Origin of the sequence: Fundidesulfovibrio agrisoli, assembly GCF_022808715.1 — a bacterium.
Lineage (GTDB): Bacteria > Desulfobacterota > Desulfovibrionia > Desulfovibrionales > Desulfovibrionaceae > Fundidesulfovibrio > Fundidesulfovibrio agrisoli.
Genome location: NZ_JAKZKX010000018.1, coordinates 58915 through 82205, shown reverse-complemented (window position 1 = coordinate 82205; position 23291 = coordinate 58915). Strand labels below are relative to the sequence as shown.

Annotated in this window: 21 protein-coding genes; 7 read left to right on the top strand and 14 right to left on the bottom strand. The window is 68.2% G+C overall.

The genetic code is table 11. From position 1 onward, the window contains the following. Positions 1 to 97: 97 nt before the first annotated feature. The 3 genes from MLE27_RS13170 to MLE27_RS13160 form a co-directional block, all read right to left on the bottom strand. Positions 98 to 1492: a CHASE2 domain-containing protein gene (locus MLE27_RS13170; RefSeq protein ID WP_243312544.1), complete on the bottom strand. Its 1395-nt coding sequence runs from the start codon at positions 1490 to 1492 to the stop codon at positions 98 to 100. Positions 1493 to 1688: 196 nt separating this feature from the next. Beyond that, positions 1689 to 3095, bottom strand: coding sequence for a methyl-accepting chemotaxis protein (locus MLE27_RS13165; protein ID WP_243312543.1), 1407 nt, complete (start codon positions 3093 to 3095; stop codon positions 1689 to 1691). Between the two features lie 368 nt (positions 3096 to 3463). Continuing rightward, the gene (locus MLE27_RS13160) at positions 3464 to 5230 is read right to left on the bottom strand and encodes a methyl-accepting chemotaxis protein (protein WP_243312542.1); all 1767 of its coding nucleotides are present in this window, start codon (positions 5228 to 5230) and stop codon (positions 3464 to 3466) included. A gap of 320 nt (positions 5231 to 5550) precedes the next feature. Between MLE27_RS13160 and MLE27_RS13155 the strand changes: the two genes are divergently transcribed. Next, a complete protein-coding gene (locus tag MLE27_RS13155) occupies positions 5551 to 6465 on the top strand; it encodes an NAD(P)-dependent oxidoreductase (protein WP_243312541.1) in 915 nt (304 codons plus the stop codon). Positions 6466 to 6752: 287 nt separating this feature from the next. Next, a complete protein-coding gene (locus MLE27_RS13150) occupies positions 6753 to 7547 on the top strand; it encodes a YkgJ family cysteine cluster protein (protein WP_243312540.1) in 795 nt (264 codons plus the stop codon). A 50-nt stretch (positions 7548 to 7597) separates the two neighbouring features. On the opposite strand, the gene MLE27_RS13145 is transcribed toward MLE27_RS13150, so the two are convergent. Continuing rightward, positions 7598 to 8677 carry an adenine nucleotide alpha hydrolase family protein gene (locus MLE27_RS13145; protein ID WP_243312539.1) on the bottom strand — a complete coding sequence of 360 codons (1080 nt, stop codon included), beginning with the start codon at positions 8675 to 8677 and terminating at the stop codon, positions 7598 to 7600. A gap of 94 nt (positions 8678 to 8771) precedes the next feature. Then, the gene (gene mscL / locus MLE27_RS13140) at positions 8772 to 9185 is read right to left on the bottom strand and encodes a large-conductance mechanosensitive channel protein MscL (RefSeq protein WP_243312538.1); all 414 of its coding nucleotides are present in this window, start codon (positions 9183 to 9185) and stop codon (positions 8772 to 8774) included. A 168-nt stretch (positions 9186 to 9353) separates the two neighbouring features. On the opposite strand from mscL, the gene recA reads away from it, so the two are divergent. From recA to MLE27_RS13120, 4 genes are all read left to right on the top strand, one after another. Then, entirely contained in the window at positions 9354 to 10403 is a 1050-nt protein-coding gene (gene recA / locus MLE27_RS13135) for a recombinase RecA (RefSeq protein WP_243312537.1), read from the top strand. Continuing rightward, positions 10403 to 10972 (top strand): hypothetical protein, encoded by a 570-nt coding sequence (locus MLE27_RS13130; protein ID WP_243312536.1) that lies wholly within the window; start codon positions 10403 to 10405, stop codon positions 10970 to 10972. Before recA ends, MLE27_RS13130 begins: the two co-directional genes overlap by 1 nt. 57 nt (positions 10973 to 11029) lie before the next feature. Then, the gene (alaS, locus tag MLE27_RS13125) at positions 11030 to 13675 is read left to right on the top strand and encodes an alanine--tRNA ligase (protein WP_243312535.1); all 2646 of its coding nucleotides are present in this window, start codon (positions 11030 to 11032) and stop codon (positions 13673 to 13675) included. An 88-nt stretch (positions 13676 to 13763) separates the two neighbouring features. Beyond that, positions 13764 to 14189 carry a VOC family protein gene (locus MLE27_RS13120; RefSeq protein ID WP_243312534.1) on the top strand — a complete coding sequence of 142 codons (426 nt, stop codon included), beginning with the start codon at positions 13764 to 13766 and terminating at the stop codon, positions 14187 to 14189. Between the two features lie 51 nt (positions 14190 to 14240). Here MLE27_RS13120 and purN read toward each other — a convergent pair whose 3' ends face one another. From purN to MLE27_RS13100, 4 genes are read right to left on the bottom strand one after another with little or no spacing between them, the layout of a single operon-like run. Beyond that, the gene (gene purN / locus MLE27_RS13115; RefSeq protein ID WP_243312533.1) at positions 14241 to 14912 is read right to left on the bottom strand and encodes a phosphoribosylglycinamide formyltransferase; all 672 of its coding nucleotides are present in this window, start codon (positions 14910 to 14912) and stop codon (positions 14241 to 14243) included. 5 nt (positions 14913 to 14917) lie between these two features. After that, positions 14918 to 16435 carry a uroporphyrinogen-III C-methyltransferase gene (gene cobA / locus MLE27_RS13110; RefSeq protein WP_243312532.1) on the bottom strand — a complete coding sequence of 506 codons (1518 nt, stop codon included), beginning with the start codon at positions 16433 to 16435 and terminating at the stop codon, positions 14918 to 14920. Between the two features lie 19 nt (positions 16436 to 16454). Further along, positions 16455 to 16829 (bottom strand): carboxymuconolactone decarboxylase family protein, encoded by a 375-nt coding sequence (locus MLE27_RS13105; RefSeq protein ID WP_243312531.1) that lies wholly within the window; start codon positions 16827 to 16829, stop codon positions 16455 to 16457. A 6-nt stretch (positions 16830 to 16835) separates the two neighbouring features. Next, the gene (locus MLE27_RS13100) at positions 16836 to 17330 is read right to left on the bottom strand and encodes a peptidylprolyl isomerase (protein ID WP_243312530.1); all 495 of its coding nucleotides are present in this window, start codon (positions 17328 to 17330) and stop codon (positions 16836 to 16838) included. 182 nt (positions 17331 to 17512) lie between these two features. On the opposite strand from MLE27_RS13100, the gene MLE27_RS13095 reads away from it, so the two are divergent. Next, on the top strand, positions 17513 to 17761 hold the full coding sequence (locus MLE27_RS13095) for a hypothetical protein (RefSeq protein ID WP_243312529.1): 249 nt from the start codon (positions 17513 to 17515) through the stop codon (positions 17759 to 17761). A gap of 18 nt (positions 17762 to 17779) precedes the next feature. On the opposite strand, the gene MLE27_RS13090 is transcribed toward MLE27_RS13095, so the two are convergent. The 5 genes from MLE27_RS13090 to MLE27_RS13070 form a co-directional block, all read right to left on the bottom strand. Continuing rightward, entirely contained in the window at positions 17780 to 18832 is a 1053-nt protein-coding gene (locus tag MLE27_RS13090; RefSeq protein WP_243312528.1) for a permease, read from the bottom strand. A gap of 193 nt (positions 18833 to 19025) precedes the next feature. After that, positions 19026 to 20189 carry an ABC transporter permease gene (locus MLE27_RS13085; protein ID WP_243312527.1) on the bottom strand — a complete coding sequence of 388 codons (1164 nt, stop codon included), beginning with the start codon at positions 20187 to 20189 and terminating at the stop codon, positions 19026 to 19028. 1 nt (position 20190) lies between these two features. Continuing rightward, positions 20191 to 21351: an ABC transporter permease gene (locus MLE27_RS13080; RefSeq protein WP_243312526.1), complete on the bottom strand. Its 1161-nt coding sequence runs from the start codon at positions 21349 to 21351 to the stop codon at positions 20191 to 20193. Beyond that, a complete protein-coding gene (locus tag MLE27_RS13075) occupies positions 21326 to 22027 on the bottom strand; it encodes an ABC transporter ATP-binding protein (protein ID WP_243312525.1) in 702 nt (233 codons plus the stop codon). Before MLE27_RS13075 ends, MLE27_RS13080 begins: the two co-directional genes overlap by 26 nt. Continuing rightward, positions 22024 to 23238, bottom strand: coding sequence for an efflux RND transporter periplasmic adaptor subunit (locus tag MLE27_RS13070; protein WP_243312524.1), 1215 nt, complete (start codon positions 23236 to 23238; stop codon positions 22024 to 22026). The genes MLE27_RS13075 and MLE27_RS13070 overlap by 4 nt, the downstream gene beginning before the upstream one ends. Between the last annotated feature and the right edge of the window lie 53 nt (positions 23239 to 23291).

Genomic DNA, 23291 nt, shown 5'->3' with positions numbered 1-23291 from the left:
TCGGCTTGCTTCAGGATGCTCAGGATCTGACTGTCGGAGTAGCGGGACGTCTTCATGTAAAATCTCCTCGCCTGGGTTTACGAGAAAATTCTACTTTTCAGAACAACCTTTTATTGGGGGGATTACCCGCCATGAGCTCCCCCGGGGCCATGCGCTCCGAAAAGGAGGTGAACCCGGCCAGGTCGGAGAAGAGCACCGTGGCCTCGGCCTCCTCCCCGCCCGGCTCCAGGAGCTCGGGCCGGGCCAGAAGCATGTCCACCACCGCCGGGGACACGTAACGCGAGAACGCGGCGCGCATCTGCCTGCGCTCCCGCGCGGCGCGGGCGTAGCCCTCCAGCAGCAGGAAACCCTCCACGGCCAGGATACCGCCGGTGAGGCCCAGGGCCGGGAACCAGGTCAGCTCGGCGGCGAAGAGCGCGTAGGAGGACCCCAGCGCGCCGCCAGCCCCGCCCAGCGAGGCCAGGGCCGCCGGCAGGGGCCGCAGGCGCCGCAGCAGGAGCGCGGCCCCAGGGACGAGCGCCAGCGCGGCCGCCGCCACGGCCCAGCCCGGGGCCACGGCCCCGGCCCGCCCGGCGAGAAGCTGGGCCAGGATGGCCGCGTGCACCTCCACCCCGGGCACGTTGGCCCCGGCCTGGCGGCTGAACGGGGTGCGGAAGGCGTCGGCCTGCACGGTGAGCTCCGGGCTGGCCGCCAGGGACCGGCCCACCAGCACGATTTTGTCCTTGAGGAAGCCGGGGGGCAGGGAGGCCCGCCAGTCCAGGGCCTGCGTGTAGGAGACCGTGCGCACGCTGCGCGCCGGGCCGGGATGGTCCACCAGCCCGCCCGCGGGGATGCTCTTCCGCCCCGGCTCCAGGGCGAGCAGGGCGGCCGCGGGCAGGGTGGCCTGCCCGGCCAGGATGCTCGAGAAGCGGCGCACCGTGCCGTCCGGGTCCGGGGTGAGCATGGCCAGGCCCGTGCCCAGGGCGGCGCGCTCGAAGCGTGGCAGGGGGCGCACCAGCATCACCCGGCTGAAGGCCGCGTCCTCGGCCGCGTCCACGGTGGAGGCCAGCAGGACGCGGCCGTTTGCGCGCAGGGCGTCCTCCAGGGCCTGATCGTCCTCCGGGGTGGAGGGCTCCGCGAAGATCACGTCCAGGACGACGAGGCGCGCGCCCGCGTCCGCGAGCTCACGCAGCAGGGCCGCGTGCACGCGCCTGGGCCAGGGCCAGGCCAGGCCCAGCTCCTGGATGGAGGGCTCGTCGATGGCGGCGATGACGATGTCCGGAGGGGCGGTCCTGGGGCCGCGCAGCAGGAAGAAGAGGTCGAGCAGTTGGGATTCGAGCTGGCGCCCTGGCGGGCTGGCCTGGAACAGCACGGCCGCCGCCGCGATGAGCAGCCCGGCGCAGAGCGCGGCGGCCGGCCCGCAGCGCCTGTTGTCGGGCGTGCTCTCGGGCGCTCCGGCGGGGGCCGTGCGCTGCGGCTTCTGGGCGCGGCTGCCGTCTGCTCCTGGGGGCATGGGTCGGCTCTCCTTCCGGGTTCTGCCTCCCGAAGGGGAGACGGCGGTTACCCGATGCTACCAGAGGAGGCGAGAGGCAGTAAATCGGAGTTTGCCCTGCTTGGGAAGTCCGAGAGAGGGCGCGACAGCGGGAGCCCGCGGCCGATCCCCTGATCGGGGGCCTGCCGCGGGCCGTTTCGTTCCTTGGGTGTTTTGGTCAGGTCAGGGCTCGCCGGGCGGCGTTGCCTTGCAGGCCCTCGATGATCTCTCGCAGCACCCGGGCGCGGCCCGCCAGCTCGTCCACGGCCCTGGCGGCCAGGGTCATGTCCTGGGCGGTGGCCCGGGAGATGTTGCTCACGTCCTCCACGGAGCGGTTGATCTGCTCGCTGGCGGCGGACTGCTGCTCGCTGGCCGCCGCGATGGAGCGCACCTGGTCCGCCGTGGCCTCCACCAGGCGCACGATCTCTTGCAGGGATTGGCCGGACTGCCCGGCCAGGCCCGTGGCCTCGTCGATGCGTTGCACCGCGCGCTCCACGCTCTGGATGCTGTGCGCGGTTCCCTGCTGGATGCCGGAGATGGCCTCGCCCACCTCCTTGGTGGCGGTCATGGTCTTCTCGGCGAGCTTGCGCACCTCGTCGGCCACCACGGCGAAGCCTCTTCCCGCCTCGCCCGCGCGGGCGGCCTCGATGGCGGCGTTTAAGGCCAGCAGGTTGGTCTGGTCGGCTATGTCGCTGATGACGTTCATGATCCTGCCGATGGCGTCGGCCTGTCCGCCAAGGTTGGCCATGTCCTGCTTGAGGGCCAGGGCCTCGGTCTGCACCTGGGCGATGCCGTCCACCACCTTGCCCACGACTCCGGCCCCGTCCTCGGCCTGCCTGCGGGCCTGGGAGGAGGTCTCCGCCGCCTGGGAGGCGTTGCGCGCCACCTCCAGCACGGTGCCGTTCATTTCGGACATGGCCGCCAGCGTCTCCGCGATGCGCGTGTTCTGCTGCTCGGCCCCGGTGTGGGAGGAGGCGACGATACCGGCCAACTGCTGCGCGGCCTGGGCCACCTGCCCGCTGATCTCGTCGGCCTGGGCCGACCCGCTGGCCACGCGGGCGTTGGTCTCCAGCAGGCTGGCCTCCTGCACGCGCAGTTCGGTCAGGTCGGCGTAGACGCACAGCGAGCCCATCAGCTTGCCGTCCAAGCCGTAGAGCGGGGAGGCGTCGATGCGCAGGCTGCGCTTGCCGCCCTTGCGCCCGGTGAGCTCCACCTCTTTGGTGATCTCGCGGTTCTCCTGCATGGCCACGCCGAGCACCGTGGGGCGGGAGGCGTCGCCGTAGAAGAAATAGGCCACGTTCTGGCCGTAGTAGTCGTTGGGGACGCCGTCCTGCTCCAGGATGCGCAGCAGGTTCTTGTTGGTGAAGCGCAGCACCTGCTCCACGTCCACCACCACGCACGGGGTGGCCATGCCCATGAGCACGCCCCGGGCGAAGCCGAGCTCGCCAAGCAGCTTGTCCACCGCGGCCTTTGCCGTCGCGGCGAAGAAGCTTGCGGTGCCGCAGGCCTCATGCTGCAGGTCTTCAACGCGCGCCGAATAGTCGCCTTCGGAGATGCGCTTGAGGGGCTTCGCGAGCGCCCGCAACGTTGTTTCGTTTTTCGATAACAGCATCGCCGTCAATATTGATAAAGATATGAAGACGAGCGATGCGACAAGGCCACCTGTGATTGATACACCAGACGCCCAAAGCAGCATCAATGTGGCGCAGGAAGATACTGTCAGAGCGGAGACCCACCATGGAGAAACGAGAAATCTTACGCCCATAGCATTACATCCCGTGTTCGAATTGTTGAAGTTTTCAATTCTTGTCTCGATAGTAGCGAAACGGAAAGCGCAAGGGAAGGGCTTAGCTGTGGCAGATGCCTGCACAATGCGGGGTGGATGCAATGAGGGATGAGGCTGAAACGGAGCCCCGGGGCCGTCAGGCGGCCCCGGGGCGGGAAAGGGATGGGCTAGGAAGCGGCGATGGCTTCGCGGCGCATGCCGTCTACGAGGTCCTTGAGGTTGGCGGCCGCGCCGGAGAGGCGCTCGAGGTCTCGCCCGGCGGAGATCATCTCCTCCGAGGTGCGAACGGCGATCTGGCTCACCGCGCTCACGGCCTGGTTGATCTCCTCCGAGGCCTGGGACTGCTGCTCGGAAGCCGTTGCGATGGCCCGGACCTGGTCCGCGGTGCCTTCGATCCGGGCCACGATCTCCATGAGGGTCCTGCCCGCGCCGCCGGCCAGGTCGGAGGTTCTGCTGGCTGCCGTGGCCGTGCCCTCCATGCCCACGATGTTCTCCTTCACGCCGGCCTGGATGGCCGCGACCACGGAGGACACCTCGCCCGTGGCCTGCATGGTCTTCTCGGCCAGCTTGCGGACCTCGTCGGCCACGACCGCGAAGCCGCGCCCCGCGTCGCCCGCGCGGGCCGCCTCGATGGCGGCGTTCAAGGCCAGCAGGTTGGTCTGGTCCGCTATGTCGGAGATGACGGTCATGATCCTGCCGATGCCCTCGGCGTGGGTGCCCAGGCTGTCCAGGCTGGTCTTCATGGCCACGGAGCGGTTGCGCACCTCGTCCGTGGCGGCCACCACCTCCTGCACGACCTCAAGCCCCTTGCGGGCCTGCTTGCCCGCCTCGCCGGAAATTTCCGCGGCCTTGGCCGCGGTGCCGGCGACCTCCAGCACGGTGGCGGCCATCTCCTCCATGGCGGTGGCGGTCTCCATGGTGCGCTGGCTCTGCTCGCGGGTGCCGTCCACCACCTGCTCCACTCGGGAGCCCAGTGCCTGGCCCAGGGAGGCCATCTCCCCGGCGAAGCTGTCCAGCCGTTCGGCGGCCTCGCGCAGGCCCTCCAGGCGGGATCGCTCGGCCATGGCCCGGGCCTCCAGGGCTTCATGGCGGGCCAGCTCGGCCTCCTCGGACTTGGCCAGGGCATCCGCCTTTTCGGCGTGCACCTCCTCGAAGGCAGCCTGAAGCTTGCAGGCCATGTCCAGCATGGCGGAGTGGACGCCCCTCTCCTTGCCGGTGCGGGCCGTGAGCACCCGGGCAAGCTCGCCCTTGGCGATGGCGTCGGCCAGCGCGGCCACCACGGCCGGCTCCGCGCCCAACTGGTTCAGGATGCTGCGGGAGACCCACACCGCCGCCGCAAGCCCGATGCACAGGGAGACCGCGAGCAGCCCGAGCTGCAGCTTGAGGTCGCCCGAGATGTCGGCGACCACGGCCTCCACCTGTTCGTCGGCCTCCTTGTACTGGCCCTCCTGCAAGGGGGCGATCCGGTCGGCAAGGGCGTCCGTCTTGGCGTCGAAATCCTTCATGATGAGGTTGCCCGCCTCGCGCCCGTCCTTCACGTAGACCCCGGCCATGCGCTTGCCCAGGGCGTACATCTCATCGAAGAGCTTGCCGATGGCCTCGACCTCGGCGAGCATCCTGGCGTCCTTCTCGCGGGTGAACATGGCTTTGAACTCGCCCAGGGCCTCGCGGAACGCGGCGGCGGACTTCTCGGCGTCGGCCAGGCCGTCCTCCTCCCCGGTGGCGGAGACGTCGGTGAGGTACTGCTGCACCTCCACCGCCATGAGCTTCATGGTGGCCGCCCGGCCCGCGAAGGGCAGGCTTTCGGAGCGGACCAGGGCAGCCCTCTCGCGGACCGTTCCCAGGGACAGGGCCATTATTGCCGCACCCACCGCCATGGCGGCGAGCACCAGCCCGAAACCGAACATCATCTTGGAACGAACGGAAAACTGCATGAACTCCTCCAAAGGTGGTCATCAACGCTGGGGTTGATTCGGGATGGTGCGTGCGAATCGGATCGCACGGCATTCATCGCAAAGAATACAATGATTTGACAATTGTGTTCAAGCGTTATGTTGAACTTGGTGACGATGTGATGGCAGACGGGTAGCCCTCTCATATCGCGCCTGCAACCGTCTCCGATTTTGGGGGGATCGGCGTCCCCGCGCCGGCTATTCGCCAGGCGAAGCAATGTCCGGGTTCGTGGCCTTTTCCGCCACTCTGGGCTATGACGCGGCGAGATCACGGAATCGTTACTGCGAAGCGAGGAACAGCCATGACGAACACGACAAACCTGCGCCCGGCGGACCCCTCCGTCACGCGCATCGGCTGGATCGGCACCGGAATCATGGGCAGCTCCATGTGCGGGCACCTGATGGACGCCGGATATGCGATGACCGTCTACAACCGCAGCAAACTCAAGGCGGAGCCCCTGCTGGCGAGGGGGGCAACCTGGGCCGACACCCCCAGGGACGTGGCCCAGGCCTCCGACGTGGTGTTCACCATCGTGGGCTTCCCCAAGGACGTGCGCGAGGTCTATTTCGGCGCGGACGGCGTGTTCGCCGGGGCAGGGACGGGGGCCGTCCTGGTGGACATGACCACCAATAGCCCCAGCCTGGCCGTGGAGATCGCGGACAAGGCCGAGGACGCCGGGATGTTCGCCCTGGACGCCCCTGTCTCCGGCGGGGACGTGGGCGCGCGCAACGCCGCGCTCTCCATCATGGTGGGCGGCGCGCCCGAGGTGTTCGAGGCGGTGCGCCCCCTGTTCGGGGCCATGGGCAAGACCATCGTGCACCAGGGGCCGGCGGGCAGCGGGCAGCACGCCAAGATGTGCAACCAGATCGTCATCGCCGGGCACATGATCGGCGTGTGCGAGAGCCTGCTCTACGCGGTGCGCGCGGGCCTGGAGCCCTCCAGGGTGCTGGAGTCCATCGCCACGGGCGCGGCGGCCTGCCCGGCCCTGAACAACCTCTGGCCCCGCATCTTGAAGGACGATTACGCCCCGGGCTTCATCATCGACCACTTCATCAAGGATATGGGCATCGTGGTGGAGGAGTCCAAGCGTATGGGCTTCAGGCTCAAAGGCCTGATGCTCGTGGAGGAGATCTACCGCGAGGCCCAGGCCATGGGCTTCGGGTCGAACGGAACGCAGGCCCTGTACCTGGCCTTGCAGAAGATCGCCGAAGACTAGCCCCGGCCGGTTGAGAAATGGATTGCGCGGCGCGCGGGTTCCCCCGCGCGCCGCGTTTTTTCGTGGGCGGGGGATCGCCGCCCTCCTGGCGGCGCATGGGGCGAAACCCGTTCCGGGCGGCGGGTCGCTTGCTTGCCCTGCCCGGGCTTGGTAGGCTGCCGGTGAGAAAGGCTGGCGAACGAGTCGCCATCGGAAAGGGCGGCGATCCTCGATCGGGCCGCCAACGCGCCTCGCGTTCACGGGGGAGATCCGACCCGGCTTGCGAGCATGCTCATTGTGGGGAAGGCATGGACATCCGCATAAGCGACGCCGCTTCGGGGAAGAATCTTCACATCGATTTTGCTTCGGGGATATCCGTCTCATGCGCGTTCTTCCCGCCGGAAGGGGAGGTCGCCCTGGTGGACATCCTGCCGGAGATATTTTCACTCTCGAACGAGCTGATCGCTCACGCATTGGCGGCCGCCGCCGCGGAAGGCTCCCGCGCGTCATGCGAGAAGGGGTGCGTCTCCTGTTGTTATCAGCTGATCGTGATGTCCGATCACGAGGCGCTGCTGCTCGCCCACATAGTCTCCTTGATGGAGCCGAAGGAGCGGGCGCGGGTGAAAGCAGCGCTGCGGTCCATGCTCCAGATCCTTGAGAGGCATGGCCTGCTGGCCGAGATGCTCGACTCCCACGCGAATTGCTTTACCGATTCGAAACGCCTGGTGGAGGTGCAGAAAAAGTATTGGGAGCTCCAGCTGGCTTGCCCGTTTCTTGTGGACGGGGCCTGCTCGGTATATGCATTCCGGCCTCTGGTGTGCCGCCAATACATGGTCAGTTCGCCTCGGGAATGCTGTGCGCAGATCTTCAAGCCGGGCAATATGATGAAAAAGATCCCTCTGGCGTACGATTTGGGAAGCGCGCTCGCCTCGTTCAATGGCGCGGCGGCAAAGCCGACGCTTGCCGTGCCCATCCCCGCCGTCCTGCTCGTCAACGGGCTGCTGGAGAGCTTCCCGCGCCCCAAGGCGAGCGCAGAAGCGATGATGGCCGCATTTCTTGCCCACCTGGAAGAGAACTTCACCAGAAGCGCCGCTCGTCCTTGAAGTCATGGCGCGCCGCGCCGCATCCCCGGGTGGCGCGGCGACCCTCCGCCTCAATACCCGTCGTCCTGGTCTCCCTCGCCGAACATGGCCCGCTTGGCGGGCAGGCAGCTCTCCCAGTCCAACTCCGCGAGCCCAAGGCGCGATGCGCGTTCGGGCGTCACTTCCAGCTCCGTGGTCTCGCCGCCGCGAGTGGCCAGCACAATGATGGGGCCGTTCCTGCTCCCGGCCGCCGCCACGGCCTTGGGCGAGTAGGAGGCCAGCAGCGCGGCGGCGTCCTCCAGGGCGGCGCGGCTCCAGTCCGCCCCGGGCAGGGGCCGGATGAGCCCGAAGGGGCTCGGGTGGTCCTTCACGTCCAGCAGGATGTCCCCGGCCTGGGCCAGTTCGGCCAGGGCGGCGTTGTCCTCCTGGTTGCGGCCCATGGCCAGCCAGTGCGGCCCGGCCCAGAACTGCCTGCCCACGTTGGCCAGGTGGAAGTCCGCTGCGCGCGGCGGGTCGGCGTGCTCGAACAGGGGCACGTAGCGTTTGGCCGAATCCAGGATGGTCAGCTTGCAGCCCCCGGCGGGCTGCGGATACTCGGTGATGCCCAGGCGCTTGGCCAGGGCGAACTGGGGCTTGCGGGTGCGGCCGTTGAAGTTGTGCAGCTTCTCGCGGTCCACCAGGCCGTCGATTTCGGCGGGTGAGGGCTTCATGTTCAGGGCCGAGAGCGGGCGCAAGAGCACGTCGCGCACGCCCGCCTGGCGGCTGATAACGTCCAGGGCGTCGCGCCGCTGGGACATGGGGCGCTGGCCCTTGACCTCCCCGGTGAGGATCATCTTGGCGCCGTAGACGGGCATCAGCTCCTTGCAGCGCCTGAGCATGAGGATTTTGCAGTCCACACAGGGGTTCAGGCACTTGCCCACGCCGTGGGGCGGGCGCGAGGCCAGCAGCGCGACGAATTCGTCGCCCACGTCCACGGTCTCGATGTCCAGCCCGTAGGTTTCGGACCAATGGGCCACCTTGTCCGGGTGGCCGAAGAAGGGGCTGACGAAGTGCAGGCCGAGCACGGAAAGCCCCTGCTCGATGATGGTTTTGGCGGCCAGGATGGAATCCAGGCCGCCGGAGAACATGGCCAGGGCGTCGTATTGTTTCATGGCGGGGAAAAGAGTCTCCTTCATGCGGATGCGGCCGCCCCCGAAGGAGCGTCGCCCGGCGCATGCCTATCAGCGAGCGCGGCAAAAGGCGAGGCTAGGCCTTTTGGGCCTTGAGCAGGTCGCGGATCTCCGTGAGCAGGGCCACGTCCGCCGGGACGGGCGGCGGCGGGGCGTCCGGCGCGGGGGCCTCCATCCTGCGCTTGAGGGTGTTCAGCCCCTTGACCATCAGGAAGATGGCGAAGGCCACGATGATGAAATCCACCAGGGCCTGGATGAAGTTCCCGTAGTTCAGGGTGGCGCCCTTCATGCCCTCGATGGGCGGGGCCAGGGTGAGCTTGAGGCTGGTGAAGTCCACCCCGCCCAGGAGCATCCCCACGGGCGGCATGATGACGTCCGCCACCAGGGAAGAGACGATCTTGCCGAAAGCCGCGCCGATGATGACGCCCACCGCCAGGTCCATGACGTTGCCGCGCATGGCGAATTCCTTGAACTCTTTCAAGAAGCTCATAGGCCCTCCTCACGGGGTTTGGGGGGAGCGTAACCGTTCCCCGGCGGCGGGACAAGCGTTGCGGCCCGGAAACGGCCTGGTTGTCCTGCAAAAATGGACGTTGCCCCGGGGCGGGGCATTTGCTATGGCCTCATGGCATTTCCCACTTTCGAACAAGGACGCACCCACATGGCCAAGAAAGCCGCTGCCAATCCCCAGGACGCCCGCCTGGAGGCGCTCGCCACCGCGCTGACCACCATCGAACGCAAGTACGGGCAGGGCTCGGTCATGCGCCTCGACGAGGACGCCCACGTGGCCATCCCCGCCATCCCCACGGGCTCCATCGGCGTGGACGTGGCCTTGGGCATCGGCGGCATCCCCCAGGGGCGCGTCACCGAGATCTACGGCCCCGAGTCCTCGGGCAAGACCACCCTGGCCCTGCACATCATCGCCCAGGCCCAGAAGAGGGGCGGCACCGCCGCCTTCATCGACGCCGAGCACGCCCTGGACATCACCTACGCCCGCCGCCTGGGCGTGAAGACCGACGAGCTGCTCATCTCCCAGCCGGACTTCGGCGAGCAGGCCCTGGACATCACGGACATGCTGGTGCGCTCCAGCGCCGTGGACGTCATCGTCATCGACTCCGTGGCCGCGCTGATCCCCCAGGCGGAACTCGAGGGCGAGATGGGCGAATCCCAGGTGGGCGGGCAGGCCCGGCTCATGAGCCACGCCATGCGCAAGCTCACGGGCACCATCCACAAGTCCAACACGGCGGTGATCTTCATCAACCAGATCCGCATGAAGATCGGCGTCACGGGCTACGGCAGCCCCGAGACCACCACGGGCGGCAACGCGCTCAAGTTCTACGCCTCCACCCGCATGGACATCCGCAAGATCCAGACCCTCAAGGACAAGGAGGAGGTCTACGGCTCGCGCTGCCGCGTGAAGGTGGTCAAGAACAAGGTGGCCCCGCCCTTCCGCGAGGCCCAGTTCGACATCCTCTACGGCACCGGCATCTCCCGCGAGGGCGAGATCATCGACATGGGCGTGGAGATGAACATCGTGGACAAGTCCGGCGCGTGGTTCGCCTACGGCACCGAGCGCCTGGGCCAGGGCAAGGAGAACGTCCGCGCCTTCCTGCTGGAGCACCCGGACATCCGCCAGCAGATCGAGGACAAGATTTACGAGCACCTGGGCCTGAAGGAAGCCTCCGAGGCGCAGGAAGCGGGCGAGGCCTGATGCTCCCGCACGGAGCGGCTGCGCGCCTCGGGGCGATACTGTGGGCTTCTCTGGCCCTGGCCGCCCTCTGCGGCTGCGCGGCGCAGAAGCGCGGCGCCGCCGTTGCGCCCGCCCCGGCCCCGGAAATGGCCGGGATGCCCTCCGTGCGCGGCATGGACGGCTACGCCTTCTACTTCGACCCGGCCCGCTGGGAAATGATGGAGGACATCTCCAACCCGGCGTACGAGTACCAGTTCGCGAACCGCTCCGGCAGGATGCTCGGCGCTGTCTGGGTTGACCAGACGCCCATCGACCCGGCCAGGATGGAGGCCGCGGCCGTGCGCAACGCCGAACGTCTGACCTTCGACGTGCGCGTCTCACAGAGCGGCGCGGTGGAGCTGGGCGGGCTGCCCTGCCGCTACCTGCGCCTGTTCGGGCGCAAGGACGGCGCGGAGATGGTGATAGAGTACACCCTGTGCTTCGTGGGCTCGCGGTCCTACGTGGTGATGACCACGGCCGTGGGGCCCCTGAACAGGGAGATGATCGAGGACATGAACGCCTTCCCCCGGGGCATGCGGCCCGGGGGCTGATTCATACGCCGGCCCGTGAGGGCCTGCGGGCATCGCCGCTTCCCAAGGAGACTTTTCGTGATCAGCGCCACTGAAATCCGTCGCAAGTTCCTGGATTATTTCGTCGCCAACGGCCACACCGAGGTGGCCAGCTCCTCCCTGGTGCCCAGGGAGGACCCCAGCCTGCTCTTCACCAACGCGGGCATGGTGCAGTTCAAGAAGGTCTTCCTGGGCCAGGAGAAACGCGACTACACCCGCGCCGCCACCTCCCAGAAGTGCCTGCGCGTGGGCGGCAAGCACAACGACCTGGAGAACGTGGGCCGCACCGCCCGCCACCACACCTTCTTCGAGATGCTGGGCAACTTCTCCTTCGGCGACTACTTCAAGGAGGAGGCCATCCGCCTGGCCTGGGGCTTCCTCACCGATGAGATGAAGCTCCCCAAGGACAAGCTCTACGCCACCGTCTACCTGGACGACGACGAGGCCCACGGCCTGTGGCGCAAGATCGCCGACGTGCCCGAGAAGCGCATCATCCGCCTGGGCGACAAGGACAACTTCTGGTCCATGGGCGACACCGGCCCCTGCGGCCCCTGCTCCGAGATCCTCATCGACCAGGGCGAGCACATGAGCTGCGGCCCGGATTGCGGCATCGGCAAGTGCGACTGCGACCGCTTCCTGGAGATCTGGAACCTGGTGTTCATGCAGTTCGACCAGATCGAGCCGGGCAAGCGCGTGCCCCTGCCGCGCCCCTCCATCGACACGGGCATGGGCCTGGAGCGCATCTCCGGCGTGTGCCAGGGCGTGTACTCCAACTTCGATTCCGACCTGTTCACCCCCATCATCGCGGCCACGGCCGAGCTGGCGGGCGTGAAGTACCGCGCCGACGAGGAGAGCGACACCGCCCTGCGCGTCATCGCGGACCACAGCCGGGCCATGGCCTTCCTCATCGCGGACTCCATCCTGCCCTCCAACGAGGGCAGGGGCTACGTGCTGCGCCGCCTGATCCGCCGCGCCTTCCGCTTCGGCCGCCTCATGGGCCTGCGCGACCCCTTCCTGCACCGGGTGGCCCCCGTGGTGGTGGACGTCATGGGCGTGCAGTACCCCGAGATCGTGGAGGGCATGGACTTCATGACCCGCGTGGTCCGCGAGGAGGAGGAGCGCTTCTCCGCCACGCTGGACAAGGGCCTGGAGATCCTCGAGGAGGAGATGGCCGCCTCCCGCAGGAACAACGTGAACATCATCTCCGGCGAGGCCGCCTTCAAGCTCTACGACACCTACGGCTTCCCCCTGGACATCATCACCGACGTGGCGGGCAAGCAAGGCTTCGGCGTGGACGAGGCGGGCTACACCGCCTGCATGCAGGAGCAGAAGACCCGCGCCAAGAAGGCCTGGAAGGGCTCCGGCGAGACCGACGTGGCCGGGCAGTTCAAGAAGCTCCTGGAGACGGGGCTCAAGTCCCGCTTCGTGGGCTACGGGCAGCTTGAGGCCCAGTCCCGCGTGATCGCCCTGCTGGGCGAGGACGGCCTGCCGGTCGAGCGCATCATCCAGGGCGAGGGCGGCAACGCCGTGTTCGCGCAGACCCCCTTCTACGGCGAATCCGGCGGCCAGATGGGCGACAAGGGCAGCGTGGAGACCATGACCGGCTCCGCCGACGTGCTGGACACCCTCAAGCCCAGCCCCGAGCTGACCACGCATCGCGTGTTCGTCAACGAGGGCGAGCTGCTGCTGGACCAGGAAGCCAAGCTCATCGTGGACGAGGACCAGCGCCTGGCCTCGGCCCGCAACCACACCACCACCCACCTGCTGCACGCCGCCCTGCGCGAGGTGCTGGGCGAGCACGTGAAGCAGGCGGGCTCCCTGGTGGGGCCGGACAGGCTGCGTTTCGACTTCACCCACATCTCCGCCCTGACGCCCGAGGAGCTCTCCCTGGTGGAGCGCAAGGTCAACGAGGCCATCCTGGCCGACATCGCGGTGGACCGCGCGGTCATGGGCTACCAGGAGGCCCAGGCCAAGGGGGCCATGGCCCTCTTCGGCGAGAAATACGGCGACGAGGTCACCGTGGTCTCGGTGCCCGGCGTCTCCACGGAGCTGTGCGGCGGCACCCACCTGCGGGCCACGGGCCAGGCCGGCGGGTTCGCCATCATTTCGGAGACCGGCGTGGCCGCCGGCGTGCGCCGCATCGAGGCCGCCACGGGCTGGAACCTGCTGGGCCAGATGCAGGCCGCCAAACGCGAGCTGGACGAGGCCGCCGAGGTGCTGCGCGCCCGCCCGGGCGAGCTTGTGGAGCGCCTCAAGGCCATGCAGGCCCAGGTCAAGGCCTTGACCAAGGACAAGGAGCAGCTCCAGGCCAAGTTGGCCTCGGGCCAGGGGCGCGACCTCATGGACTCCGTGGAGGAGGTGGGCGGCGTGAAGCTGCTGGCCGCCGAGGTGCAGGGCGCCACCATGAAGTCCCTGCGCGACACCATGGACGACGTGCGCTCCAAGATGCCCTCGGGCGTGGCCTGCCTCATCGGCGCGGGCGAGGACGGCAAGGTGGCCCTGGTGCTGGCCGTCAGCAAGGACCTGCACGCCAGGTTCACCGCCCAGACCCTCATCAAGGATGTGGCCGCCCTGGTAGGCGGCTCCGGCGGCGGCAGGCCGGACATGGCCCAGGCCGGAGGCACCGACGCCTCGGGCATCCAGGCCGCCCTGGCCAAGCTCAAGGAGTTGGTGGGCAAAGCCTAGCGGCTGGACGCAATTCGGAGATAACCTGGCCGGCAGTCGTATCCAAACGGCTGCCGGCCTTTTTCAATTCTCAGCGGAGGTGAGGCCCATGGCCGCTCAATCCATCACCACAAATCTCATGGTCGGGGACGTCAACCGCTCCATCGACTTCTGGGTGGGCCTGCTGGGCTTCAGCGTGGCCGAATGCGTGGACGTTGAGCACAGGATGTACCACGGGCGCATGCCCGGCGCGGACCTGATCTGGGCCATGTTCGTCTCCGGCCCGGCGGCGGTGATGGTCAACCGCCGCGACAGCCTGGAGCGCGAGCTGCCCCTGTTCACGGGCCGGGCCACGGGCGGCACGCTGACGCTCTACGTGGTCGTGGAGGACCTGGAGGGCCTGCACCGGCGCATCCAGTCCATCGTGCCCACCATCAAGGAGCCGGAGACCAGCTTCTACGGCATGAGGGAGTGGTACGTGCGCGACCCGGATGGGTACGTGGTCTGCCTGGCGCAGAAGGTTGGGGAGGACTAGGAGGGCCGCTTCAACAGCGAGAAACTTGGCGGCCAGGTGACGAAAAACGGGCTAGAATCCTTGCTCCAGCGGCGGGTTGACCAGCGCGCCCTCCACCACGGCCTTGGGCAGCCCCGCGTCTCGCAGCCGCACCTTGCGCCCTTCGATGCTGAGCCTCCCGGTGGCCAGCCACTGCACGGCCTGGGGCAGGATGCGGTGCTCCATGGCCAGGATGCGCTCGCCCAGGCTGGCGGCGTCGTCGTCGGGGTAGGCGGGCACGGCGGCCTGGATGACCACGGGTCCGTGGTCCATGATCTCGTCCACGAAGTGCACGGTGGCCCCGGAGATGGCAACACCGTAGTTTGCGGCGTCCCGTTGCCCGTGCGCGCCCGCGAAGCTGGGCAGCAGGGCGGGGTGGATGTTGATGATCCGGCCGGGGAAGGCGTGGATGAACACCGGGGTCAGCAGCCGCATGAACCCGGCCATGACCACGGCCTCGGCCCCGGACTGCCGGATGGCGGCCACCATGGCCGCGTCGAACGCGGCCCGGTCCGGGTAGTCGGCGTGGGGCAGGGCCACGGCCTTGATGCCGCAGGCGCGGGCGCGCTCCAGGGCAAGGGCCTCGGGCTTGTTGGAGAGCACCAGGGCGATGCGCGCGTCCAGGGCTCCGGACTCCACACGCTCGATGAGCGCCTGGAGGTTCGACCCGGAGCCGGAAACCAGGACGGCGATGGGCAGGGTCACGGCGCTCAGGATTCCTTGGAGCTTTCCGCCACGGCCTGGGCCAGGGCCGGGATGGTGTAGCTCTCGGGCTGGATGTCCGGCGTGAAGCCGTACTTGGCCAGGGTGGCGGCCGTGATGGGCCCGATGCAGGCGATCTTGATCTTCTCCCGCAGGGGGGTAAGGCGGTCCGCCGGGATCATCTGGAAGAAGTTGTCCACCGTGGAGGAGCTGGTGAAGGTCAGGTAGTGGATCTCGTCGCCTTCGATGCCCGCCACGATCTCGTCCGGGTCGTGGCTGGCCAGCTTGGTCTCGTACACGGGCAGCACCTCGACCTGGGCTCCGGCGCGGCACAGCTCGTCCGGCAGCACCTCGCGGGCCTTGAGCGCGCGCGGGATGAGCACGCGCTTGCCTCCGATCTGCAAGGCCAGCAACCCCTCCACCACGGACTCGGCCACGTACTTGTCGGGCACGAAGTCCGCGCGGATGCCGCGCTCGGCCAGGGCCTGGGCCGTGGCGGGACCGATGGCCGCCACCATGAGCCCGCCCAGGGCGCGGGCGTCCTTGCCCATGGCTTGCATCTCGTGCCAGAAATATTTGACCCCGTTCACCGAGGTGAACACCAGCCAGTCATAGCAGCCCAGGTTGCCCACGGCCTCGCGCACCGGGGTGGTGTCGGCCAGGGGGGCCACCTCGATGGTGGGGAACTCCCAGGTGCAGGCGCCCAAGTCGCTGAGCACGCGGGTCAGGTCGCTGGCCTGCTCGCGGGAGCGGGTGACCACCACGCCCTTGCCCAGCAGGGGGCGCTGCTCAAACCAGTTGAGCTTGTCGTGCAGCTGCACCACCTCGCCCACCACCAGCAGCGACGGGGCCTTGAAGCCCTTCTCGCGGGCCTCGCGGGGGATGTCCTTCAAGGTGGAGACCATGGAGCGGTGGCGGCAGGTGGTGCCCCAGCGCACCAGGGCGGCCGGGGTCTCGGGGCTGCGCCCGCCCTCGATCAACCGGCGGGAGATGTCTTCCAGATTCTTCACGCCCATGAAGAAGACCAGGGTGGACGCGGCCTTGGCCAGGGCGTCCCAGTTGTGGGCGGATTCGTCCTTGGTGGGGTCCTCGTGGCCGGTGATGAAGCTCACGGAGGAGGCGTACTTGCGGTGCGTGATGGGGATGCCCGCGTAGGCCGGGGCGGCCACGGCGCTGGTCACGCCGGGGATGACCTCGAAGGTCAGGCCGTCTTCCAGCAGCTCCTCGGCCTCTTCCGCGCCGCGCCCGAACACGTAGGGGTCGCCGCCCTTGAGCCGGGCCACGACCTTGCCCTCCTTGGCCTTGGCCACCAGGAGCTTGTTGATCTCGCCCTGGGGCAGGGTGTGGTCCCCGCCTTTCTTGCCCACGTAGATGATCTCGGCGCCGGGGCGGCAGTAGTCCAGGAAGGCCTTGTTGGCCAGGTAGTCGTAGACCAGCACGTCGCAGGTCTCGAGGATGGCCTTGGCCTTGACGGTCAGAAGTCCGGGGTCGCCGGGGCCTGCGCCGATGAGGTACACGTTGGGCATGGTGATGTGGCCTTGGGGCTTAGCGTTTGTTCTGCTGGAAAACGCCCTTGGCCGTGGCCAGGGCGTTGAGCGAGGCAGGGAACCCGGCGTAGCCGGATATCTGCACGAAAATCTCCGTGATCTCCTCGGGCGTGAGCCCCGCGTTCAGGGCGTTCTTCACGTGGGCCTGGAGCTGGGGCTGGGCGTGGCCCAGCGCGGCCAGGGCCGCCAGCGTGACGATCATGCGCTCGCGCAGGGGAAGGCCCGGGCGGGTGTAGACGTCGCCGAAGAAACCCTGGATCATCTCCACCATCTCCGGGGCCAGGCCGTCGAGCAGGCCCCGGAGCAGGCGGTCGTTATCGGGGTTCAGGCGGGCCAGGAGTTCCCGGCCCCGCCCGATGCGATCTTCAGCCACGCGGGGCTATTCCTCGCGCAGCACGCTGTTGATGGTTACGGGCTCCACGGGCACGTCGTCGTGGAAGCCGGCCCTGCGGGTGCGGACCTTCTTGATCTTCTCCACCACGTCCATTCCATCCACCACCTTGCCGAACACGCAGTAGCCCCAGCCGTCGGGGGTCTTGCTCTTGTGGTCGAGGAAGAGGTTGTCGTTGACGTTGATGAAGAACTGCGCGGTGGCGCTGTTGGGGTCCATGGTGCGGGCCATGGCGATGGTGCCCTTCACGTTGGAGAGCCCGTTGTCGGCCTCGTTGATGACGGGGGCGTGGGTCTGCTTCTCCTTCATGGTGGCGGAGAGGCCGCCGCCCTGGATCATGAAGTTGGCGATGACCCGGTGGAAGATGGTGCCTTCGTAGAAGCCCTCGTCCACGTATTTGAGGAAGTTAGCCACGGTCTGGGGGGCCTTGTCGGGGAAAAGTTCGATGGTGATAAGGCCCATGGAGGTTTCCATAAGAACCATGTGTGCTCTCCTTGCTGGCGCGTTCGGTGTGCGGGGCATTTATCCCACATCCGGCCCGGAGTCCATCCCTGGCCCGGCTGGCCCGCAAACCTGCAACAATTGCTAAAATTGTAAATTTCAGGTGCAATCCGGGCGGCAAGGTGCTAGCTTGCTCCCAGATCGTTTCCTCAAGGAGAATCATTATGAACAAGTCTACATGGGAAAAAGTGTTCGAATACGCCTCCATGCCGGTGCACGGAACCCTCTCCCGCAAGCTGCGCAAGGGCCTGAAGATCCAGATCAACGAGGGCAAGGTCTACGAAGGCGCCGTGCTCTTCCTGGGCGAGGACTTCCTGCGCGTGACCGAGAAGAGCGGCACCGAGTCCATCAACACCTACTACGACTGGGAAAAGCTGCTCTGCGTGCGCACCATCGGGCAGACCGAGGAATAGGCGCGATTACGCTTCGTTTCAGCACGGCCGGGGGGCGCGTCCTCCCGGCCGCAGTTTTTTGAGCTCCTGCCGGGCCACCAGGGCCAGCAGCAGCGCGGCGCAGGCGTACCCGAACCAGCCGTCGGCCTCCTCCATCGAGGCGTGCACCCACCCCGAGACCCCCAGCCCGAGCCCCAGATAGAGGGCGTCCACGGCCAGGCCGAACAGCAGCGAACAGCCCGCGATGCAGGCCAGGTAGATGCCCGTGGCGCGCAGCCCCAGCATGCGGGCCACCACGGTGATCCCCGCGGCGTTGGTGGCCGGGCCCGCCAGCAGGAAGACCAGGGCCGCGCCGGGGGAGAGCCCCTTCATGGCCAGGGCTGCCGCGATGGGCGTTGAGGCAGTGGCGCAAACGTAGAGCGGGATTCCCAGGGCCAGCATGGCCAGCATGGGCCACAGGCCCGTGCCCAGGACGCGCTCCATCCCGTCGGCGGGCAGGATGGCCCCGATGAGGCCCGCCACCAGCACGCCCAGCAGGAACCAGCGCCCGATGCCGGAGAGCATCTCCCCGAAGGCGTACTCCAGCCCGGCCCGCAGCCTGGAAAGCAGCGGCGGCTTGCGCACGGCGAAGGCGTCAAGGGGGATGAGCGGCCTGGGCCTCGCCCCGGCGGGGGCTTCGTCCGGGGCGAAGCGGTTCACCAGCACCCCGGCCAGCGCGCCGGTGACGAAGGCGGCCACGGGGCGCACGATGGTCATCAACGGGTCGAGCAGGGCCCAGTTCACGGCGATGGAGTCCACGCCGGTCTCGGGGGTGGAGATCATGAAGGCCGCGGCCGCGCCCTTGCTGGCACCGGCGTCGCGCAGCCCGGCGGCGGCCGGCAGCACCCCGCAGGAGCACAGGGGGATGGGCACGCCCACCAGCGCGGCCTTGAGCACGGGCCAGAGGCCGGTGCCGCCCAGGTGCTTGGTCATCAGGGACGGGGGCACGAGTGCTTTGAGCAGCCCGGCCAGGAAGAAGCCGAACAGCATGAACGGGGCCGATTCCAGCAGGACGGCCCAGGATTCCGTGAGGATGTGGAGAATGAAATTCATTTTCAAAATCTAGTCCCGGTAGCCCGGAGTGTCAAGCGGGTGGAATGCGACGAGGGCTTTGTCAGCCAAGTCGAGCCAGGAGGAGGGATTCGCACCGTCACAAACGCGAAGCGAGAAAGGATTCCAAAGGAACAAAGTTCCTTTGGCCGCCGGAGGCCTCCACCTTTCTCTGGTTCTCTCTATCTCCAGCTTCTCACCCCGAACGCAGCGCCTCCACGATCACCAGGCGCGAGGCCCTGAGCGCGGGCAAAAAACCGCCCACCACGCCCATGAACAGGGCGAAGCCCACGGAGGTGGCCGCGATCTCCCCGGTGAGGGTGAAGCCGAAGGCCAGCTCGGAGAAGGTCTGGAAGTTGGTTGTCGAAAACGTCAAAAATCCGAGCAGGGACGAGGCCGCGACTCCCGCCGCGCCGCCCAGCGCGCCCAGCAGCAGGGCCTCGGCCAGGAAGGCCAGCAGGATGTCCCTGCGCCGGAAGCCAAGCGCGCGCAGGGTGCCGATCTCGGCGGTGCGGGTGGCCACGGAGGAATACATGGTGATGCTCGCGCCCAGCATGGCCCCCACGGAGAAGATGCCCGTGAGCGAGACGCCCAGCACCTTCAGGAAGCGCGACAGGGCCTTGGACTGGTCCTCGTAGTACTGGCGCTCGCGCTTGACCTCGGCCTGCAGCCTGGGGTCGCCCTCGATGCGGGCCTTGTAGGGCTCGAAGCCGTCCGGGTCGCGCAGCTTGGCCACCACCACGGAGAAGGCCTGGCGGCGGAAGGCCTGCATCAGTTGCTCCGCGTCGCCCCATATTTCCGAGGAGAAGCCCGTCCGGCCCGCGTCGAACACGCCCACCACGGTCCAGAGGCGCTGGCCGAAGCGCATGGTCTGGCCCAGGCCCACCCCCGCGAACTTGGTGAGCACGCTCTGGCCCACCATGATCTCGGTGGAGCCGGGCGCGGGCATCCTGCCCTCGATGAGGCGCACCTGGGGCCGAAGCTCGAGAGAGGTTTCCCCGACGCCCCGGATGACCACGTTGGATTTTTCGCCGGTGCGCTTGGGCAGCACGAAGAGCACCACCACCTCGCGGGCGGCCATTGTCCTGCCCTGGGAGTCGGTGGCCAATTCCGGCTGGGTGGCGGCGATGTTGGAAACCTGCCGGTCCAGGGTGGACTGCACCTCGGTCTCGGAGCTCTTGCGCAGCACCACCACGTTGTCGGGGCTGCCGGTGGAGACGAGCGTCTGGCGCAGGCCTTCGGCCAGCATGAGCGTGGCCGTGAACACGAAGACCACCAGGGCCATGCCGCCCGCGGTGAGCACGGTGGTCACCCGCCGCGTGAGCAGGTTGCGCCAGGAGTAGCTGAGCGGGATGGCCACGTCAGCCCACCTTGCGAAGGGCCTGGGCGATGCCCACCCGGGCCGCGTACAGGGCCGGGTACGCGGCGGAGAGCAGGCCCACCGCCACCCCGGCGGCCAGGCTCAGGGTGATGGTCTGGTCGGAGACGAGGAACACGGGGAAGAAGTCCGTCATGAAGGAGCCCACTGCCTTGGCGCAGGGCAGCACCAGGGCCAGGCCCAGGCAGGCCCCGGTGACGGAGAGGGCCAGGGCCTCGCCCGCGATGAGCAGCGCCAGCGTGGAGGAGCCGAAACCCAGGGTCTTGAGCACGGCGTACTCCCCGCTGCGCTCCCGCGCGGACATGGCCATGGTGTTGGCCGACACCGCCAGGATGATGAGCACCACCACGAAGCTCACCAGCTTGATGGCCAGAATGATGGCGGAGGACATGGAGACGAAGCCCATCTGGAAGGCCTTCTCCGTCTCGGTGAGGGTTTCGGCCAGGGAGTTGGCGAACTGGGCGTCGATGGCGCGGGAGATGTCCGCCGAGCGGGAGGGGTCGTCGATGCCCACCATGTAGAAGCCCACCTGGCCCGCCCGGGTGGGCATGGTGGCGCGCAGGGTCTCGTCGAGGTAGGTCCAGTGGAAGAAGAACTGGCTTTCGTCGATGCCCGCGCGGGTGGCCTTGTAGAGGGCGCGGATGGTGAAGTCCCAGTCGCCGATGAAGATGGTGCCGCGCAAGGTGACCTGGTCCCCGACCTTCCAGCCGAAGCGCTTGGCCAGCTTCTCGCCCACCAGCGCGCCCTTGCGGTCGCGCAGCAGGGAGGAGAGCTGGTCCTTGTCCTTGACGGAAATCTCCGGGTAGATGGCCAGCAGGGAGGGGATGTCGTAGGCGAAGTTGGCGAAGAAGTTCTTCTCGTCCACGTAGATGCCGCCGAACCAGTTGCCCTGGCTGACTTCGGTGACGCCGGGCACGGCGCGGATCTTCTCGCGGTAGGCCAGGGGCAGGGAAAAGGTCAGGGAGATGGCGTTGCGCGTCACCAGACGGTCGGCGGCGCTGGCCTCCACGCCGGAGTACCAGGCGTCCACCACGGTGCGCAGCAGGCCGAAGGCCAGGATGGCCACGGCCACGCCCAGGATGGTCAGCACGGAGCGCAGCCGGTGGCGGAAGGCGTTCTTAACGGCCAGGCGTATCAGCAGCACGGGAGAGCTCCCCCTTGTCCAGGTGGCGCAGCACGTGGGCCTCCTGGGCGGCGCGCGGGTCGTGCGTGACCATGATGATGGTCTTCTCCAGCTCCTGGTTCAGGCGGTTCATCAGGGTGAGGATCTCCTCGGCGGAGGTGCGGTCCAGGTCGCCGGTGGGCTCGTCCGCCACAAGGATGTCCGGGTCCGTGACCACGGCCCGGGCGATGGCCACGCGCTGCTGCTGCCCGCCGGAGAGCTGGGCCGGGTAGTGGTCGCTGCGGTCGGAGAGGCCCACGGCGGCCAGGGCGGCCGCGGCGTGCTCGCGGCGCTCCCGGCGGGTGAGGCCGGTGAGCAGCAGGGGCAGCTCCACGTTCTCCAGGGCCGTGAGCACGGGGATCAGGTTGTAGAACTGGAAGATGAAGCCCACGCTGCGGCTGCGCCAGCGGGCAAGGTCGGTTTCGTCCAGCAGGGTGATGTCCTGCCCGTTGACCACGATTTCACCCGAATCCACCCGGTCGATGCCCGCCAGGCAGTTGAGCAGGGTGGACTTGCCCGAGCCCGAGGGGCCCATGAGGGCCAGGAACTCCCCGCGCCCGATCTCGAAGGAGACGTCCGTGAGCACGGGGATGGCCTGGCCGCCGCGCGTGTAGGACTTGTACAGGCGGCGGATCTCGATCAGGGGGCCGGAGCTCATTTCCCGGCGGCCTCCACGCGGCCGCCGTCCTTGAGGGTGTCGGGCGGGGAGAGCACCACCTTGTCCCCGGCGCTCAAACCCGAGGTTATCTCCACCATGTCGCCCAGCTTCATGCCCAGGTTCACCGGGGTCAGGCGGGCCTTGCCGTCCTTGGCCAGGAACACGGCCCTGGCGCTCTCCGGCCCGGTCAGGGCGCGCAGGGGCACGGCCAGGCGGGGCGTCTGCTCCTGGGGGGTGGGGGCGCGCTCCAGGAAGGCCACCTTGGCGCTCATCTGCGGCAGCACGCGCTGGTCCAGCTCGTCGAAGCGCACCTTGACCATCACCGTGGCCTTGGCTTTGTCCGCCGTGGGCACGATCATGTGCACATGCCCGGGGAAGCGCTCCTCGCCGTAGGCGTCGAGCATGATCTCCACGGGCTGGCCCTGGCGCACCTTGGCCAGGTTCGATTCGGAGACGTCGGCCTCGATCTGCAGGGAGCCCAGGTCCGCCAGGGTGACCACCGAGGCCTTGGACGTGGCCGAGGCCGAGAGCGGGGTCACGATGTCGCCCACGTCCGCGCTCTTGGTGAGCACCACGGCGTCGAAGGGGGCGCGCACCACGGTGTACTCCAGGTTGGCCTTGGCCAGCTCCAGGGCGGCCTTGCGCGCGGCCACCATGCGCACGGCGTTCTCGTGGGCGGCCTGGGCCTTGCGGTAGCGGGCCACGGCCTGGTCGTATTCGGAGCGGGCCACCACCTTGCGTTTGTCCAGTTCCCGGAAGCGGTCGTGGTTCAGGGTGGCGTCGTCGAGTTCGGCCCTGGTCTCGTCCACCATGAAGCGGGCGGCGGCCAGGTCGGCCTCGGCCTGCTTGAGCGCGGCGGCCACGTCTTCGCCTTCCAGCCGGGCGATCACGTCGCCCTTGCGCACGCGGCTGCCTTCCTCCACGCCCAGCCAGACCAGCCGGCTGGTGATCTTGGAGGCCACGGCGGCCTTGCGGTCCGCCACCACGTAGCCCGTGGCGTTGACCAGGGTCAGGGCGCGGGTGGGGTGCACCAGCACGGCCTGCACCGTCTCCACCTGGGTGGTGCGGGGAACGAACCACCACAAGGCCAGGGCCAGGAGGGCCAGGGCGGCGAACCATGTCTTGGCGCCGGGCCGCCAGCGGCGCGCGCCGGCGGCGGGGGCGCCTTCGGCGTCGCGCGTGATGCGCAGGGATTCGAGGTCGCTCTTCATGGCTGCGGTCTTTAGCCCATCGAAGCTCCGGGGTCATCAGCAATTTCGGTCAG

Bases quoted from the DNA above. Each gene is read 5' to 3' on its own strand.
- MLE27_RS13170 (WP_243312544.1), bottom strand. From the start codon at position 1,492: ATGCCCCCAGGAGCAGACGGCAGCCGCGCCCAGAAGCCGCAGCGCACG.
- MLE27_RS13160 (WP_243312542.1), bottom strand. From the start codon at position 5,230: ATGCAGTTTTCCGTTCGTTCCAAGATGATGTTCGGTTTCGGGCTGGTG.
- MLE27_RS13155 (WP_243312541.1), top strand. From the start codon at position 5,551: ATGACGAACACGACAAACCTGCGCCCGGCGGACCCCTCCGTCACGCGC.
- MLE27_RS13150 (WP_243312540.1), top strand. From the start codon at position 6,753: ATGGACATCCGCATAAGCGACGCCGCTTCGGGGAAGAATCTTCACATC.
- MLE27_RS13145 (WP_243312539.1), bottom strand. From the start codon at position 8,677: ATGAAACAATACGACGCCCTGGCCATGTTCTCCGGCGGCCTGGATTCC.
- mscL (WP_243312538.1), bottom strand. From the start codon at position 9,185: ATGAGCTTCTTGAAAGAGTTCAAGGAATTCGCCATGCGCGGCAACGTC.
- recA (WP_243312537.1), top strand. From the start codon at position 9,354: ATGGCCAAGAAAGCCGCTGCCAATCCCCAGGACGCCCGCCTGGAGGCG.
- MLE27_RS13130 (WP_243312536.1), top strand. From the start codon at position 10,403: ATGCTCCCGCACGGAGCGGCTGCGCGCCTCGGGGCGATACTGTGGGCT.
- MLE27_RS13120 (WP_243312534.1), top strand. From the start codon at position 13,764: ATGGCCGCTCAATCCATCACCACAAATCTCATGGTCGGGGACGTCAAC.
- cobA (WP_243312532.1), bottom strand. From the start codon at position 16,435: ATGCCCAACGTGTACCTCATCGGCGCAGGCCCCGGCGACCCCGGACTT.
- MLE27_RS13100 (WP_243312530.1), bottom strand. From the start codon at position 17,330: ATGGTTCTTATGGAAACCTCCATGGGCCTTATCACCATCGAACTTTTC.
- MLE27_RS13095 (WP_243312529.1), top strand. From the start codon at position 17,513: ATGAACAAGTCTACATGGGAAAAAGTGTTCGAATACGCCTCCATGCCG.
- MLE27_RS13090 (WP_243312528.1), bottom strand. From the start codon at position 18,832: ATGAATTTCATTCTCCACATCCTCACGGAATCCTGGGCCGTCCTGCTG.
- MLE27_RS13075 (WP_243312525.1), bottom strand. From the start codon at position 22,027: ATGAGCTCCGGCCCCCTGATCGAGATCCGCCGCCTGTACAAGTCCTAC.
- MLE27_RS13070 (WP_243312524.1), bottom strand. From the start codon at position 23,238: ATGAAGAGCGACCTCGAATCCCTGCGCATCACGCGCGACGCCGAAGGC.